Annotated in this window: 16 protein-coding genes; 7 read left to right on the top strand and 9 right to left on the bottom strand. The window is 68.5% G+C overall.

Translation table 11 applies throughout. The annotated features are described in order from the left end of the window. Positions 1-104 precede the first annotated feature (104 nt). The gene (locus BW733_RS20200; protein ID WP_390620223.1) at positions 105-179 is read left to right on the top strand and encodes a 50S ribosomal protein bL37; all 75 of its coding nucleotides are present in this window, start codon (positions 105-107) and stop codon (positions 177-179) included. Between the two features lie 61 nt (positions 180-240). On the opposite strand, the gene BW733_RS15580 is transcribed toward BW733_RS20200, so the two are convergent. The 3 genes from BW733_RS15580 to BW733_RS15570 form a co-directional block, all read right to left on the bottom strand. Beyond that, on the bottom strand, positions 241-501 hold the full coding sequence (locus BW733_RS15580) for a zf-HC2 domain-containing protein (protein ID WP_077351907.1): 261 nt from the start codon (positions 499-501) through the stop codon (positions 241-243). Then, positions 501-1127 carry a sigma-70 family RNA polymerase sigma factor gene (locus BW733_RS15575; protein ID WP_152024840.1) on the bottom strand — a complete coding sequence of 209 codons (627 nt, stop codon included), beginning with the start codon at positions 1125-1127 and terminating at the stop codon, positions 501-503. The genes BW733_RS15580 and BW733_RS15575 overlap by 1 nt, the downstream gene beginning before the upstream one ends. Before the next feature lie 102 nt (positions 1128-1229). Beyond that, complete coding sequence (locus BW733_RS15570) at positions 1230-1925, bottom strand: SOS response-associated peptidase (RefSeq protein ID WP_077351903.1); 696 nt, start codon at positions 1923-1925, stop codon at positions 1230-1232. A 25-nt stretch (positions 1926-1950) separates the two neighbouring features. Here BW733_RS15570 and BW733_RS15565 point away from each other — a divergent pair, with 25 nt between their 5' ends. The 3 genes from BW733_RS15565 to rsgA are packed head-to-tail and all read left to right on the top strand — an operon-like array spanning position 1951 to position 4783. Then, entirely contained in the window at positions 1951-2565 is a 615-nt protein-coding gene (locus tag BW733_RS15565; RefSeq protein ID WP_077351901.1) for a DoxX family membrane protein, read from the top strand. Continuing rightward, entirely contained in the window at positions 2562-3818 is a 1257-nt protein-coding gene (gene aroA / locus BW733_RS15560) for a 3-phosphoshikimate 1-carboxyvinyltransferase (protein WP_077351899.1), read from the top strand. Before BW733_RS15565 ends, aroA begins: the two co-directional genes overlap by 4 nt. After that, positions 3815-4783 carry a ribosome small subunit-dependent GTPase A gene (rsgA, locus tag BW733_RS15555; RefSeq protein ID WP_077351897.1) on the top strand — a complete coding sequence of 323 codons (969 nt, stop codon included), beginning with the start codon at positions 3815-3817 and terminating at the stop codon, positions 4781-4783. Before aroA ends, rsgA begins: the two co-directional genes overlap by 4 nt. A gap of 6 nt (positions 4784-4789) precedes the next feature. Here rsgA and BW733_RS15550 read toward each other — a convergent pair whose 3' ends face one another. Continuing rightward, positions 4790-5902: a hypothetical protein gene (locus BW733_RS15550; protein ID WP_077351895.1), complete on the bottom strand. Its 1113-nt coding sequence runs from the start codon at positions 5900-5902 to the stop codon at positions 4790-4792. Positions 5903-6008: 106 nt separating this feature from the next. Between BW733_RS15550 and BW733_RS15545 the strand changes: the two genes are divergently transcribed. Beyond that, complete coding sequence (locus BW733_RS15545) at positions 6009-6797, top strand: inositol monophosphatase family protein (protein ID WP_077351893.1); 789 nt, start codon at positions 6009-6011, stop codon at positions 6795-6797. Positions 6798-6874: 77 nt separating this feature from the next. Continuing rightward, positions 6875-8068: a phosphoglycerate dehydrogenase gene (gene serA, locus BW733_RS15540; RefSeq protein ID WP_077353072.1), complete on the top strand. Its 1194-nt coding sequence runs from the start codon at positions 6875-6877 to the stop codon at positions 8066-8068. A 124-nt stretch (positions 8069-8192) separates the two neighbouring features. On the opposite strand, the gene BW733_RS20195 is transcribed toward serA, so the two are convergent. After that, positions 8193-8498, bottom strand: a complete 306-nt coding sequence (locus BW733_RS20195; protein WP_418361347.1) for a winged helix-turn-helix transcriptional regulator — start codon at positions 8496-8498, stop codon at positions 8193-8195. A gap of 82 nt (positions 8499-8580) precedes the next feature. On the opposite strand from BW733_RS20195, the gene BW733_RS15530 reads away from it, so the two are divergent. Continuing rightward, complete coding sequence (locus BW733_RS15530) at positions 8581-9588, top strand: zinc-binding alcohol dehydrogenase family protein (RefSeq protein WP_077351891.1); 1008 nt, start codon at positions 8581-8583, stop codon at positions 9586-9588. Positions 9589-9685: 97 nt separating this feature from the next. On the opposite strand, the gene BW733_RS15525 is transcribed toward BW733_RS15530, so the two are convergent. From BW733_RS15525 to BW733_RS15510, 4 genes are read right to left on the bottom strand one after another with little or no spacing between them, the layout of a single operon-like run. Next, positions 9686-10444, bottom strand: a complete 759-nt coding sequence (locus BW733_RS15525) for an ABC transporter ATP-binding protein (RefSeq protein ID WP_202970228.1) — start codon at positions 10442-10444, stop codon at positions 9686-9688. A gap of 11 nt (positions 10445-10455) precedes the next feature. Next, positions 10456-11280: an ABC transporter ATP-binding protein gene (locus BW733_RS15520; protein ID WP_077351887.1), complete on the bottom strand. Its 825-nt coding sequence runs from the start codon at positions 11278-11280 to the stop codon at positions 10456-10458. Continuing rightward, positions 11277-12086 carry an ABC transporter permease gene (locus BW733_RS15515; protein ID WP_077351885.1) on the bottom strand — a complete coding sequence of 270 codons (810 nt, stop codon included), beginning with the start codon at positions 12084-12086 and terminating at the stop codon, positions 11277-11279. Before BW733_RS15515 ends, BW733_RS15520 begins: the two co-directional genes overlap by 4 nt. Then, positions 12083-13045, bottom strand: a complete 963-nt coding sequence (locus tag BW733_RS15510; RefSeq protein WP_077351883.1) for an ABC transporter permease — start codon at positions 13043-13045, stop codon at positions 12083-12085. The genes BW733_RS15515 and BW733_RS15510 overlap by 4 nt, the downstream gene beginning before the upstream one ends.

Genomic DNA, 13045 nt, shown 5'->3' with positions numbered 1-13045 from the left:
CACAACACGTGCCACGGGACAAGACTGCCATGTCAGGCTTTCTCATGCCGCACGGGCATCTGGCACAATGTGGTGTCCACAGTTCCACTCTCGAGGAGTACCCCATGGGTAAGACCGGCCGCAAGCGCCGCGCACGTCGCAAGAACAAGGCCAACCACGGCAAGCGTCCCAACGCCTGAGCCGAGGCTGGACACAGATGAGCCCCCGCAATTTCTGCGGGGGCTTTGTCGTTGCCGTGGATCAGCGGCGCGCGATGCGCATCGTCTGGATCCGGGCAGCCAACGTGGTGGGTGCGTGGTGGACAGGCTGGCTGCGGGTGATCATCTCCGTGATCGTCGACTCGATCTCGAAGTTCTCCATACATCGCTCGCAGGCGTGCAGGTGGATGCGGATGACGTCCGCGTCGGCCTCGACCAGCTCGTTGTGCAGGAAGGCGTGCACCCTCGCAAGTGCCTGGACGCACTCGTCCATCTCATCGTGTTCGTGCGACATGGCGCTCATCAGCGTCCTCCCTCCGTGCGGTCCCTGCGTCCGATTCCCTGTTCCTCCGCGTAGTCGGCCAGGAGTTCTCGTAGCTGGGCCCGACCTCGGTTGAGCCGACTCATCACGGTGCCGATCGGTGTGCCCATGATCTCGGCGATCTCCTTGTAGGAGAACCCGTCGACGTCACTCAGCAGGACGGCGGTGCGGAAGTTCTCGGGCAGCTGGGCGATGGCATGGGCGACGGCGGCGTCCGGCGTCTGGTCGAGCGCCTCCATCTCGGCGCTGCGCAGCCCGGCCGAATCGTGCGAGGCGGCCTTCGCGAGCTGCCAGTCGGTGACGTTCTCGTCTCCGCTGGTCTGCGGCGTGCGCTGGGCCTTCCGGTACGAGTTGATGTAGGTGTTGGTGAGGATGCGGTACAGCCACGCCCTGAGGTTGGTCCCAGGCGTGAAGGTGTGGCGCGACGCGAACGCCTTCGCGTAGGTGTCCTGCACCACGTCCTCGGCGTCTGCCGGGTTGCGCGTCATTCGCAGCGCAGCCGCGTAGAGCCGGTCAAGATGGCTCAGCGCCTCCTCCTCGAACGCCGCGGCTTCCGCGTCGTCGAGAGTGGCGTCGGCCGCCGCTTCTGCCAGATCCTGTTCTTCCATCAGGTACGACAATAGCGCCGTCCGCACGATGGACTCTGCACGGGTCACGACTGCAGTGTCCTGGGTGAGCGTCATGCCAGGTAAACGCGCCCGGGCGTGGCGTTATTCCCCGAGCGGCTCGATCAGTTCCGGGCCGTCGGTGCCCACGTGGCTGACGGCGCGCGAGACCTTGCGCGGCGCCATGGCCACCGGCGCCTGCAGCATGGAGACGGCGACCTTGGCGTCCGTGAGCCGCGGATCGAGCCAGTCGTCCCACGAGTCGGGCGGCACCGTCATCGGCATCCGGTCGTGCACCCAGCCGAGTTCGTCGCTCGCCTCTGTGGTGATGATGGTGGTCGACGAGACCCACCCGCCGGGGCCCTTCCAGAACTCGTAGAGGCCGGCCATCACGAGCGGCCCACCCTCCGGGCTCAGGAAGTACGGCTGCTTGATCGGCTTCGCCGATCCCTCCACCTCTTCCTTGCGCCACTCGTAGTAGCCGATCGCGGGAAGCAGGCAGCGACGGGCGGAGGCCGCCTTGCGGAAGGCAGGCTTCTGCGTGACGGTCTCGACGCGGGCGTTGATCATGGTCGCGGTCGGCGCCTTGGCCCAACTGGGCACGAGCCCCCAGCGCAGAGGGACGAGCTTGCGGGTCGTCTCGTCGTCCTTGAGCCGTTCGACGACGGCGGCCACGGTGTCGGTGGGCGCGATGTTGAACCGGGGGCGGCATACCTCGGCCATCTCCTCGTCGACGAAGGAGATCTCGAACTCCTCGACCAGCTCGTCGGGATTCGCCGTTGCCGCGTAGCGTCCGCACATGCCGCAAGACTAGTAGGGTGACTGCATGAGTCTCATGCGATTTCTAGCCCGCAGCCTTTTCGCCAGCTACTTCGTCGGGGAGGGTGTCAAGGCGGTCACGAAGCCCGCCGACATCGCCCCGGATGCCGAGGCCTTCACCAGCAAGGTGACGCCGCTCATCCAGCGCGCGGTTCCTGCCGACCTCTCGTCCTATGTGCCGGAGAAGGCAGAGACGTGGGTCCGGGTCGTCGGCGTCGCCCAGATCGCCGGCGGAGCCATGTTCGCCACCGGCATCGGCCGCCGGCTCGGTGCGCTCCTGCTGACGAAGGCCTCCATCCTGAACATCGCGATCGCGCTGCCGGGCAAGGACGCCCCGAAGGCGGCCAAGGAGGCCGCACGTCCGGACGTCCTGCGTGGGGTCGCGCTGCTCGGCGCCTCCCTGCTCGCCGTCCAGGACACCCAGGGCAAGCCGAGCCTTGCCTGGCGCGCAGACCACGCGGCGAAGGCGACCGAGAAGAAGGCGGCCGCCCTCGGCGAGGACGTGTCGAAGTCGGCTCGTTCCGCAGCGAAGCGCACCCAGAAGAAGGCGAAGAAGCTCGCGAAGAAGGCTCGCAAGCAGGCCAAGACCATCGGCAAGAAGATCGATTCCGCCACGTCGTGACGCCGACGCCGCTTCCCTACGCAAAGGCCCCGGTCGTCGGGGAGGTCAACGTCCCGGGCTCCAAGTCCGAGACGAACCGGGCACTCGTGCTCGCCGCACTCGCGGACGGGCCGAGCGTCCTCGAGGGGACCCTCGAGTCGCGCGACACCACCTTGATGATGGACGCGCTGCACGCCCTTGGCGTCTCGATCGAGCGCAACGGGGCATCGGTGCGCGTCAATCCCCCGGTGCGCTACACCGGGGCCCACTCCATCGACTGCGGCCTCGCGGGCACCGTGATGCGGTTCGTTCCGCCGATCGCCATGCTGGCCGACGGCGCGACCGGTTTCGTCGGTGACCCCCATGCGAGCGAGCGCCCGATGGGCCCGCTGCTCGACGGGTTGCGTCAGCTCGGCGCCGTCGTCACGGGCGACCGGCTCCCGTTCCGGATCTCTCCCCCGGCCGACTACCGGGCGAGCGTTTCGATCGACGCCTCGGGCTCGAGCCAGTTCATCTCGGGCCTTCTGCTGATCGGCGCCCGCCTCCCCGAGGGCCTGACCCTGCGCCACACGGGTAAGCGGCTCCCCTCCCGCCCACACATCGAGATGACGACCTCTATGCTGCGCGAACGCGGCGTGCAGGTCGCCGAGCCGGACGATCGCACCTGGCGCGTCTCGCACGGGCCGATCGGCGCCGCGGACACCAGGATCGAGCCCGACCTGACCAACGCGTCGGTGTTCCTCGCGGCCGCGGCGATCACCGGCGGGTCGGTCACCGTCCCGGGGTGGCCGGCACGCAGCCTCCAGCCGGGGGCGATGTTCCTCGACGTGGTCGAGCGGATGGGCGCGACCGTGACACATGGACGCGGATCGGTGAAGGTCAGCGGGGACGGTTCCCTGCGCGGAGTCGACGTCGACCTCACGAAGGCGTCCGAACTGACGCCGGTCGTCGCGGCTCTCGGCGCGCTCGCCGAGGGGACGACCACCATCTCGGGCGTCGCCCACATCCGGGGGCATGAGACCGACCGGCTCGCCGCGTTGCGCACCGAACTGCACCGCGTCGGCTGTGCGGCCGAGGAGACCGACGACGGCCTGCGCATCACCGGATCGGCCGACCTCCGCCCAGCGATCCTGCACGCTTATGCCGATCACAGGATGGCGCACTTCGCCGCACTGCTTGCCCTGCGCGTGCGTGGGGTCGGGATCGACGACATCGCCTGCACGTCCAAGACCATGCCGCGGTTCCCGCAGGACTGGGCCGGTCTCATCGGATGAGCATCCACGAGGACGACCACACAGGGTTCGACCGTCCGCGGAAGCGCAGCCGTCCTCGGACGAAGGACCGCCCCGACTACTCGAGCAAGCCTGAGGCGCGCGTCGTCTCTATCGACAGGGGGCGCTACCGCTGCCTGCTCGACGGCAGAATCGTCACGGCGGTCCGCGGACGGCTGATCGCCCGCAAGGGGATCATCGTCGGCGACCGCGTGCGGCTCGACGGTGACACCAGCGCCGAGGAGGGGACGCTCGCCCGCGTGGTCGAGGTCCTCGACCGCTCCACCATGCTGCGCCGCAGCGCGGACGATGCCGACACCTTCGAGCGACCCATCGTCGCCAACGCAGACCAGTTGTTCATCGTGACCGCGCTCGCCGACCCTCCCCCACGCGTCGGCATGATCGACCGCATCCTGGTTGCCGCCTATGACGCGGGCATCGAGCCGATGCTCTGCCTGACGAAGGCCGACCTCGCGAGCCCGGACGAACTGCGCGCGGCCTACGAGCCGCTCGGCGTGCCGATCCTCGTCACCGAGCCCGGGTCCGACCTGGCCGACGTCGTCGACATCCTCACCGACCACGTCACGGTCTTCGTCGGCCACTCCGGGGTCGGCAAGTCGACGCTGGTCAACCGGCTCGTACCGGACGCGAACCGCGCGACGGCCGAGGTGAGCGAGCTGACGGGCAAGGGACGGCACACGTCCACCTCCGCGCTCGCCATGGAGCTACCCGACGGCGGCTGGATCATCGACACCCCGGGTGTGCGGTCCTTCGGGATCAGCCACGTGCGCCCGGAGTCGATCCTCGGTGCGTTCCCCGACCTCGCCGAGTACGCCGAGGACTGCCCGCGCGGCTGCAGACACCAGACGGGCGCCGTGGACTGTGCGCTCGACGAGGCCGTCGCCGACGGACGCCTGAGCGAGGAACGCCTGGCGTCGTTCCGCCGAATGGAGCGCGCCTTCTCCTGACCGCGCTCAGGGCGAGTGGCGCAGCTGGATCCCCCACGTTCCGGCGAGGGCGCCCGCGACCATGATGACGGACCACACCAGGAGCATCGGGAGCAGGGGCCGCCGTGCGACGATCCTCGCCACAGGCAGCCAGAGCGGGAAGAGCGGCAGCAGGAACCGCGCGTAACTGGCGTAGTAGTTCTGCTGGCAGAGCACCAGCAGCAGGCTGAGCCCGGTGAACACGAGCAGTTCCCACCGCTCCCTGCGGATCACCATCCACCAGAACAGCACCAGGTAGCCGGCCGTGAAGAGCCCGACGATCCCGAAGTAGGGCCAGGCGCGGGGGTTTGGCACAACCTCCGTGAGGAAGAAGCTCAGCGTCTGCAGGGGTGTACCCAGGTGCTGGTTCCACTCTGCCTGGACGGCGAAGTACCCGGCAGGTGAGCCGGTGTGGATGGCGACGAAGGCCATCACCGAGACCATGGCGAATCCCGAGAGCAGGGTGACCACAAGTGGCGGGGTGACGAGGCTCTCCCTCCATCCCTCGCCCCGCCTTCGGGCACGCACGACGCCCACGAGCCACACGACGCCCATGGTCAGGATCAGCGGAGCGACGGACGGACGCGTCAACGCGGCGAGCACGCCGGTGACCCCGGCAAGCACCCACCGCCGCTGGATCACCCCGAGCAGGCAGAACGCCACGAGCGCGGTGAACGGTCCCTCCGAGTACCCCATCACCTGCACGTGGGCCCTTGGCGCCACCGCCCACAGGAGCACCATCCACATGCCGACCCTGCCGTCGGCGACCTCCCGTCCGAGCGCCCAGATCCCCGCGACCGCGGCGAGGGAACCGCACCAGGCCACGACAAGCAGAGCGACCGGCGGCGGGATCCCGACGGAGCTGACCATCCCGGCCAGCGTCGGCAACAGCGGGAAGAAGGCCAGATTGGAGCGGGTGCCCGGTTCGGTGGCCTGATACCCGTCCTGGATGATCGTCAGATACCAGCCGGCGTCGAACCGGCCGAGGTGCCACAACCAACGCGGACCGGTCTCGACCACGAGCAGCAGCAGAAAACCGAGCTTGGCGGTGAGGAATCCGAGGTAGGCGCCGAGTAGCGAACGCGGCGGGCGGGTCAGCACGCCTGCATCATAATTCCCCCGTCCGTCCCGACCGCAGCGCGCCGCACTCACTTTCGTCCAGCGGGTCACGCGGGCGTCGCCGGGCACACTTCGCTAGATTGAAGCCATGTCTCGATCCAAGGACCTCACCGACGACGTGCGCCTCGCGCACCTGATGGCAGACGATGCCGACTCGCTCTCGATGAACCGGTTCAAGGCCATGGATCTGCAGTTCACGTCCAAGCCTGACAACACGCCGGTCACCGAGGCCGACACCGCCGTCGAGGAGTCGATCCGCAGGACCCTTGCCCGGACGCGGCCGCGCGACGCCGTCCACGGCGAGGAATTCAGCGACACCGGTGAGTCCCCTCGGCGCTGGATCATCGACCCGATCGACGGCACCAAGAACTATCTCCGCGGGGTTCCCGTCTGGGCGACCCTGATCGCGCTCGAGGTCGAGGGCCGGATCGTGGCCTCCGTCGTCTCCGCGCCCGCGCTCGGCCGGCGCTGGTGGGCCAGCGAGGGTGGCGGCGCCTACACAGGCCGCTCCATCCTCAACGCCACCGAACTGCGGGTCAGCAACGTCGAACAGATCGAGGACGCGTCCCTGTCCTACTCGGAGATCGCCGAATGGGTCGAGTCGGGCCGGGGCCAGGGATTCATCGACCTGATGCGGGAGTCGTGGCGCAGCCGCGCCTACGGCGACTTCTGGAGCTACATGCTCGTCGCCGAGGGATCGGTCGACATCGCCTGCGAGCCAGAACTCGAGCTCTACGACATGGCAGCCCTCGACGTCATCGTCCGCGAGGCAGGTGGGCGCTTCACCAACCTCTCCGGCGAGGACGGCGTGAAGGGCCCCGGCGCCCTCGCGACCAACGGCAGGCTCCACGACGCGGTGCTCGGCTACCTCAACTGATCGCCTGCGGGCGGTTCGCTCACAGCGGGATGGAACGTGCGCGGACGACGGTCTGGATCGAAGTAGACTCGGCCCCCGTGAAGGCACTGCTACTCGAGAACATCCACGCCGACGCCGAGAAGGCCCTGCGTAACCGCGGCTTCGAGGTCGAGACCCGCCCCGGCGCCCTCAATGAGGACGACCTGATCGCGGCCCTCGAAGGGGTCGACTATCTCGGCATCCGATCGCGCACCTTCGTCACCCGCAAGGTCGTCGAGTCCGCGCCGCACCTGCAGGCTATCGGGGCCTTTTGCATCGGAACGAACCAGATCGATCTCGACGCCGCCACCGAGGCAGGCGTGGCCGTGTTCAACGCCCCGTACTCCAACACCCGCTCGGTCGTCGAGCTCGCGATCGCCGAGATCATCTCGATGGCCCGACGCCTCACCGACCGCAACCGCGACATGCACGAGGGTCGCTGGGACAAGTCGGCCATCGGCTCGCACGAGGTGCGCGGCCGCACGCTCGGCATCGTCGGCTACGGCAACATTGGTTCGCAGCTCTCCGTCGTCGCCGAGTCGCTCGGCATGCGGGTCATCTTCTACGACGTGGTCGACCGGCTCGCGCTCGGCAACGCCCGACGCGTGGACAGCCTCGATGAGCTCCTCGAGCAGGCCGAGACGATCTCCCTGCACGTCGACGGACGCGCAGAGAACAAGAACCTGTTCGGTGCGGCCGAGTTCGCCAAGATGCGCCCCCGCGCGCTGTTCCTGAATCTGTGCCGAGGCCCGGTCGTCGACCTCGACGCCCTGTATGAGAACCTCGTCAGCGGTCACATCGCCGGAGCAGCGATCGACGTCTACCCCACTGAGCCGAAGTCGAAGGACGAGCCCTTCGTCTCCAAGCTGCAGAACGTGCCAAACGTCATCCTGACCCCGCACGTCGGTGGGTCGACCCTCGAGGCCCAGGTCGACATCGGCCGCTACGTGGCAGGCAAGCTGGCCGACTACGAGGATCTCGGCTCGACCTCCATGGCGGTGAACCTGCCTGAGGTCGCGGCCGGTCCGAAGGTCGCAGACGCGCGCATCGTCCACCTGCACCAGAACGTCCCCGGCGTGATGGCACGGCTGAACTCGGTGCTCGCCGAGCACAACATGAACATCGGCTCCCAGACGCTCGCCACGAAGGGGCATCAGGGATATGCGATCACCGATGTGAGCGGCGACGGGTACGAGGGCCTGCTCGCCCAGCTGCAGGATCTCGACGAGACGATCCGGGTCCGCGTCCTCTGATGAGTCGTCGACGCCCCCTGGCCTGAGGGCCAGGGGCGTCGTCATGCCGTGCCGGAAGGACGCGCCGCTGGCCGCGAGGAAGGCGCCTCGTGACCCGTCGGCTCCGACGTTGTGCTCGACCCAGTCACGCAGCTGTTTCAACGGTGCGGCGGCGCTCTGCCCGAGATCGGTGAGTTTCGTACTCCACGCGGGCAGGAAACTCTGGATAGACGCTGCGGGTGATCAGCCCGTGGGCTTCGAGACGTATGAGCGTCTGTGGATAACACCTTGGGGCTGATCCCGTCCAGGCGTCGTTTGAGCTGCCCGTCGCGTTGCGACCCGGCTTCCAGTGCGCCGATGGCCAGGGCGCTCCACTTGTTCGCGGGCAGGTCGAGCATGTCGCGGCACGGGCACATGGCTGCGTACACGTCGTTGCGGCCGCACTCGTCACTGACTTCACTCACGCCGTCACGGTATCCGATAGGTCCAGGGGGCCTTGACGGTAACCAGTACGGTTGGGCAACCATGGTGACATGACGACTACGACTGCCATCGGATACGAGAAGAACCTCCCCGCCACCGACACCGGGGCGTTGACCGCCCGCGAGGTCGAGCTACCCGAACTCGCGCCGCATGACCTGTTGGTCGAGGTCGAAGCGGTATCGGTCAACCCCGTCGATGTGAAGCTGCGGGCAAGCGCTCCTGCTGACGGATTCAGGGTGCTCGGCTTCGACGCCGCAGGCACGGTGCGCGAGGTCGGCTCGGCGGTGACACTGTTCGCTCCAGGTGACGAGGTGTTCTACGCCGGGAGCATCGACCGCCCAGGCACGAATCAACGCCTGCATGTCGTGGACGAACGGATCACCGGGCGCAAGCCGCAGGCGCTGTCGTTCGCAGACGCCGCCGCGCTGCCGCTGACCGCGATCACCGCCTGGGAAACCCTGTTCGACCGACTCGCCCTCACCGAGGACTCCACCGGAACGCTGTTGGTGGTCGGCGCGACCGGCGGCGTCGGGTCGATCATGGTGCAACTGGCCGAAGCACTGCTGCCGAACGTCACCGTGATCGCCACAGCCTCCGACGATGAACGCACCGCCTGGGTGCGGAGCCTCGGAGCGGAGTACGTCGTGAATCATCACGAGGACCTGACCGCACAGGTGCCCGCCATCGCCCCGGACGGCTTGGACTGGCTGTTCACGGCGCATTCAGAGGGGCAGGTCGAGACCTATGCGCGGATCGTGCGCCCTTTCGGACACATCGTCGCCATCGACGACGGCCCCCGCGACGTGTCCCCGCTCAAGGGCAAGAGCATCGCCTGGCACTGGGAATTCATGTTCACCCGCCCACTCCACAAGACCCCCGACATGATCGAGCAGCACCGGCTCCTCAACGTCGTCGCCGATCTGGTGGATGAGGGCCGCATCACTGCGACGGTCACGACGACGCTTGCGCCGATCTCCTCGGCCACACTGCGCGAGGCCCACGGGTTGGTCGAGAGCGGGCGCACGGTCGGCAAGGTCGTCGTCCACGGATGGGAGTAGACGGGGAACCTCAGAAGACAGCCGAGCAGGATGCAACCACTTGCTACTCCCCTACGGATGCACACCCTCAGCGCCGCCAGGGACCGCCCGCGCAGGATCAGAGGCTGAGGGTCGCGTCGACGAGGGCCCGGGTGTAGGGGTGCTGCGGGGCGTTGAGCACCTCGTCGACCGGGCCGCGCTCGACGATCACACCCTTCTCGATCACCACGACCCGCTGGCACAGGTGCCGGACGACCGCGAGGTCGTGCGAGACGAGTACGAGGGCGAGGTTGCGCTCCCGCGCCTCGGCGGTGAGCAGGTTGAGCACCTGGGCCCGGACGGAGACGTCGAGGGCCGAGACGGGCTCGTCGGCCACGAGAAGGGCCGGGTCGTTGATCAGGGCGCGGGCGATGGCCGTTCGCTGCCGCTGGCCTCCCGAGAGTTGGTGCGGGTATCTGTCCAGCAGGTCGGGGTCGAGGCCGACGCCCCGCATCGCGTCCGCAAGGACCTCCGGCGTCGGCGCCGGGATGCCCTCCCGGTTGCGCAGCACCCGCGCCCGGAGCGGTTCCGCGATGATCTCGCGCAGCGTCATCCGGGGGTTGAGGCTGGAGTTCGGGTCCTGGAAGACCATCGACGCGGACGCGCGCAGCCAGCCGAGCCTCCGCTCGGGGAGGCCGACGATGGAGCGGTCCTGGAACCTCACGGTGCCCGCGGAGGGTCGCAACAGGCCGAGCATCAGCCGGGCGAGGGTCGTCTTCCCGGAACCCGAGCCGCCGACGATGCCGATCCGCTCCCCCGGCTCGATCTCGAGGTCCACGTCGCGCAGCGCGACGAACTCCTGCCCCGACCTGCGGTAGGAGGCGGTGGCTCCGCTCATGGAGACCAGGCTCATCCGTCCTCCCGGTAGTAGTCCGCGACGCTTGGCAGCGGTTCGCCCGGTGCGACCCGGTCGATCCGGGCGGAGGCGATCAGTCCCTGGGTGTAGGGATGCCTGGGGTCGGCGATGATCTGCTCGATGTCGCCCTCCTCCACGATCCGCCCGTCCAGCATGACGGCGACCCTGGGGCACACCTCGCGCACGACGGCGAGGTCGTGTGAGACGAACACCGTCGCCCTGTCGCGCAACTGGTCGGCGAGGAGGTTTAGGATCTGGCGCTGTACGAGCACGTCGAGGGCCGTCGTCGGCTCGTCGCACAGGACGAGCTCGGGGTGGTTGGCCAACGCCATGGCGATCAACGCGCGCTGGCGCTGCCCGCCGGAGAGCTCGTGCGGATAGGAGTCCGCGATCCGCTCGGGCTCTGCGATGCCGACCTTTCCGAGCCAGTCGAGCACCTCGCCACGGATGGATCCGCGGTGCTCCTCGTGGTGCAGGGCGACGACCTCGCCCAGCTGCCTGCCGACGCGCATGGTGGGGTCGAGGGCGGTCATCGGTTCCTGGAAGATCATGGAGATCTCGTCCCCGCGGAGCCTGCGGTAGTCGCGCTCCGGCAGGCCGACCAGTTCGCGACCGTTGAACCGGATCGACCCGGTGACCTGCGCATGCTCGGGCAGCAGGCCCATGATGGCAAGCGCCGTGACGGACTTGCCGGAGCCCGACTGGCCGATGATGCCGAGACGCTCCTCGGAATCGACGCTGAAACTGATCGAGTCGACGGCGAGGGTGCCGCTTCGGCCGAACCGGACGGTGAGGTCACTCACCTCGAGCAGGCTCATGTGACCTCCCTCAGTCTAGGGTCGAGCAGGTCGCGCAGGCCGTCGCCAAGCAGGTTGAACCCCATGGTCGCGATCGCGATCGCGAGTCCCGGCCACAGCGCGAGGATCGGTTCGCTGAAGATCTCGCTCTGTGCCTCGCGCAGCATGCGTCCCCAGGTGGGCATCGACTGGTCGGCACCAAGGCCGAGGTAGCTCAGGCCGGCCTCCGCGAGGATCGCGATGCCGAAGCTCACCGAGGCCTGCACCCCGATAGCCGGGGCGATGTTCGGCAGCACGTGGCGGCGGGCGATCTCGAAGGTCGATGTGCCCGAGACCCGCGCCGCCTCGATGTAGCCGAGACTCATCACCTGGTAGGTGGCGGCCCGCGCGATCCGGACGAAGGCCGGGATGGAGGCGATAGCGATCGCCGTCATCGCCGTCCAGACCGATCCGCCGCGGGCGGCGGCGATCAGGATGGCGAGCAGCAGCGCAGGGAAGCCGTACAGGATGTCGGAGAGCCGGGCAGGCAGGTCGCTCACCCAACCCCGCGTCATGCCGGAGAAGATGCCGACGGGCACGCCGATCAGGGCGGCGCCCGCCACCGAGACGATGCCCACGAGCAGGCAGACGCGCGCCCCGACCATGAGGCGGCTGAGCACGTCCATGCCCGCGGAGTCGGTGCCAAGCAGATGAGGCCACCCGGGGCCCTCCAGTGGGACTCCCGAGATCCGACCGGGGTCGAAGGGCGTCCAGACCAGCCCGATGAGCGCCATCGAGACGACGAGGCCGATCATGAGGAGGCTGAGCACCAGGGTGCCGCGCTTCATGCCGACTCCGCCCGTCGCCGCAGCCTCGGGTCGACGATCTGGTAGGCGACGTCGACGAGGAAGTTGATCAGCAGCACCGACCAGACGAGCACGAGCACGATGGCCTGGACGGTGCCGAGGTCACGCCGGGAGACGGCCCACAGCAGCGTGGAGCCGAGACCGTTGAGCGTGAAGACCTGCTCGATGATGATGGCGCCGACGAGCAGGGTCGCGAGCTGGAGACCGATGACGGTGAGCAGCGAGATGCCGATGTTGCGCAGGCCGTGGCGCCACAGCGCCCCGATCCGGGACCAGCCGACGGCGCGGGCCGTGCGGAAGTAGTCCTCGCTGAGCACGTCGATGACGGCGCTGCGCACGTACCGCGAGATCACTGAGGCCTGGACCACCGCGAGCGAGAGGACGGGCAGGATCAGGTGCAGTAGCCAGCCGCCGAAGGAGTCCCAGTAGGACACGTATCCCCCGGCGGGCAGCCAGCGGAGCTTGACCGCGAAGATGATCACGAGCCAGATACCCGCCCAGAAGGAGGGGACGGCGAGCGCGACCTGCGACAGCGCCGAGACGACGACCCCGTCGGCGTGCCGCCGCCTGACCGCGGCGTAGGAGCCGACCGGGATCGCGATCAGCACCGCGAGCGCCATGCCCATCAGGACGAGCGACGCGGTGACCTCGAACCGGTGGGCGATCAGCGGCGCGATCGGCTGCTGCGTGATGTAGGAGTTGCCGAAGTCGAGGCGGACAACTCCCCCGAGCCACTCGCCGTAGCGCACCAGGAACCGGCGGTTCAGCCCGAGCTGTTCGCGAAGCGCGTCGACCTCGCCGGGGCGGGCGTTGGTGCCGAGCAGGTACTGCGCGATGTCGCCGGGCAACCGGTTCGTGATCAGGAAGATCAGGAAGGACGCGAGCAGCAGGCTGCAGAGCAGCCATGCCACGCGCACGCCGACCCGACGCAGGACGGTCAT

This window comes from Tessaracoccus flavescens (assembly GCF_001998865.1).
GTDB classification, from domain to species: Bacteria; Actinomycetota; Actinomycetes; order Propionibacteriales; family Propionibacteriaceae; genus Arachnia; species Arachnia flavescens.
Note: the sequence above shows the minus strand (reverse complement) of the source record. Positions and strands in the feature narration are given on the sequence as shown.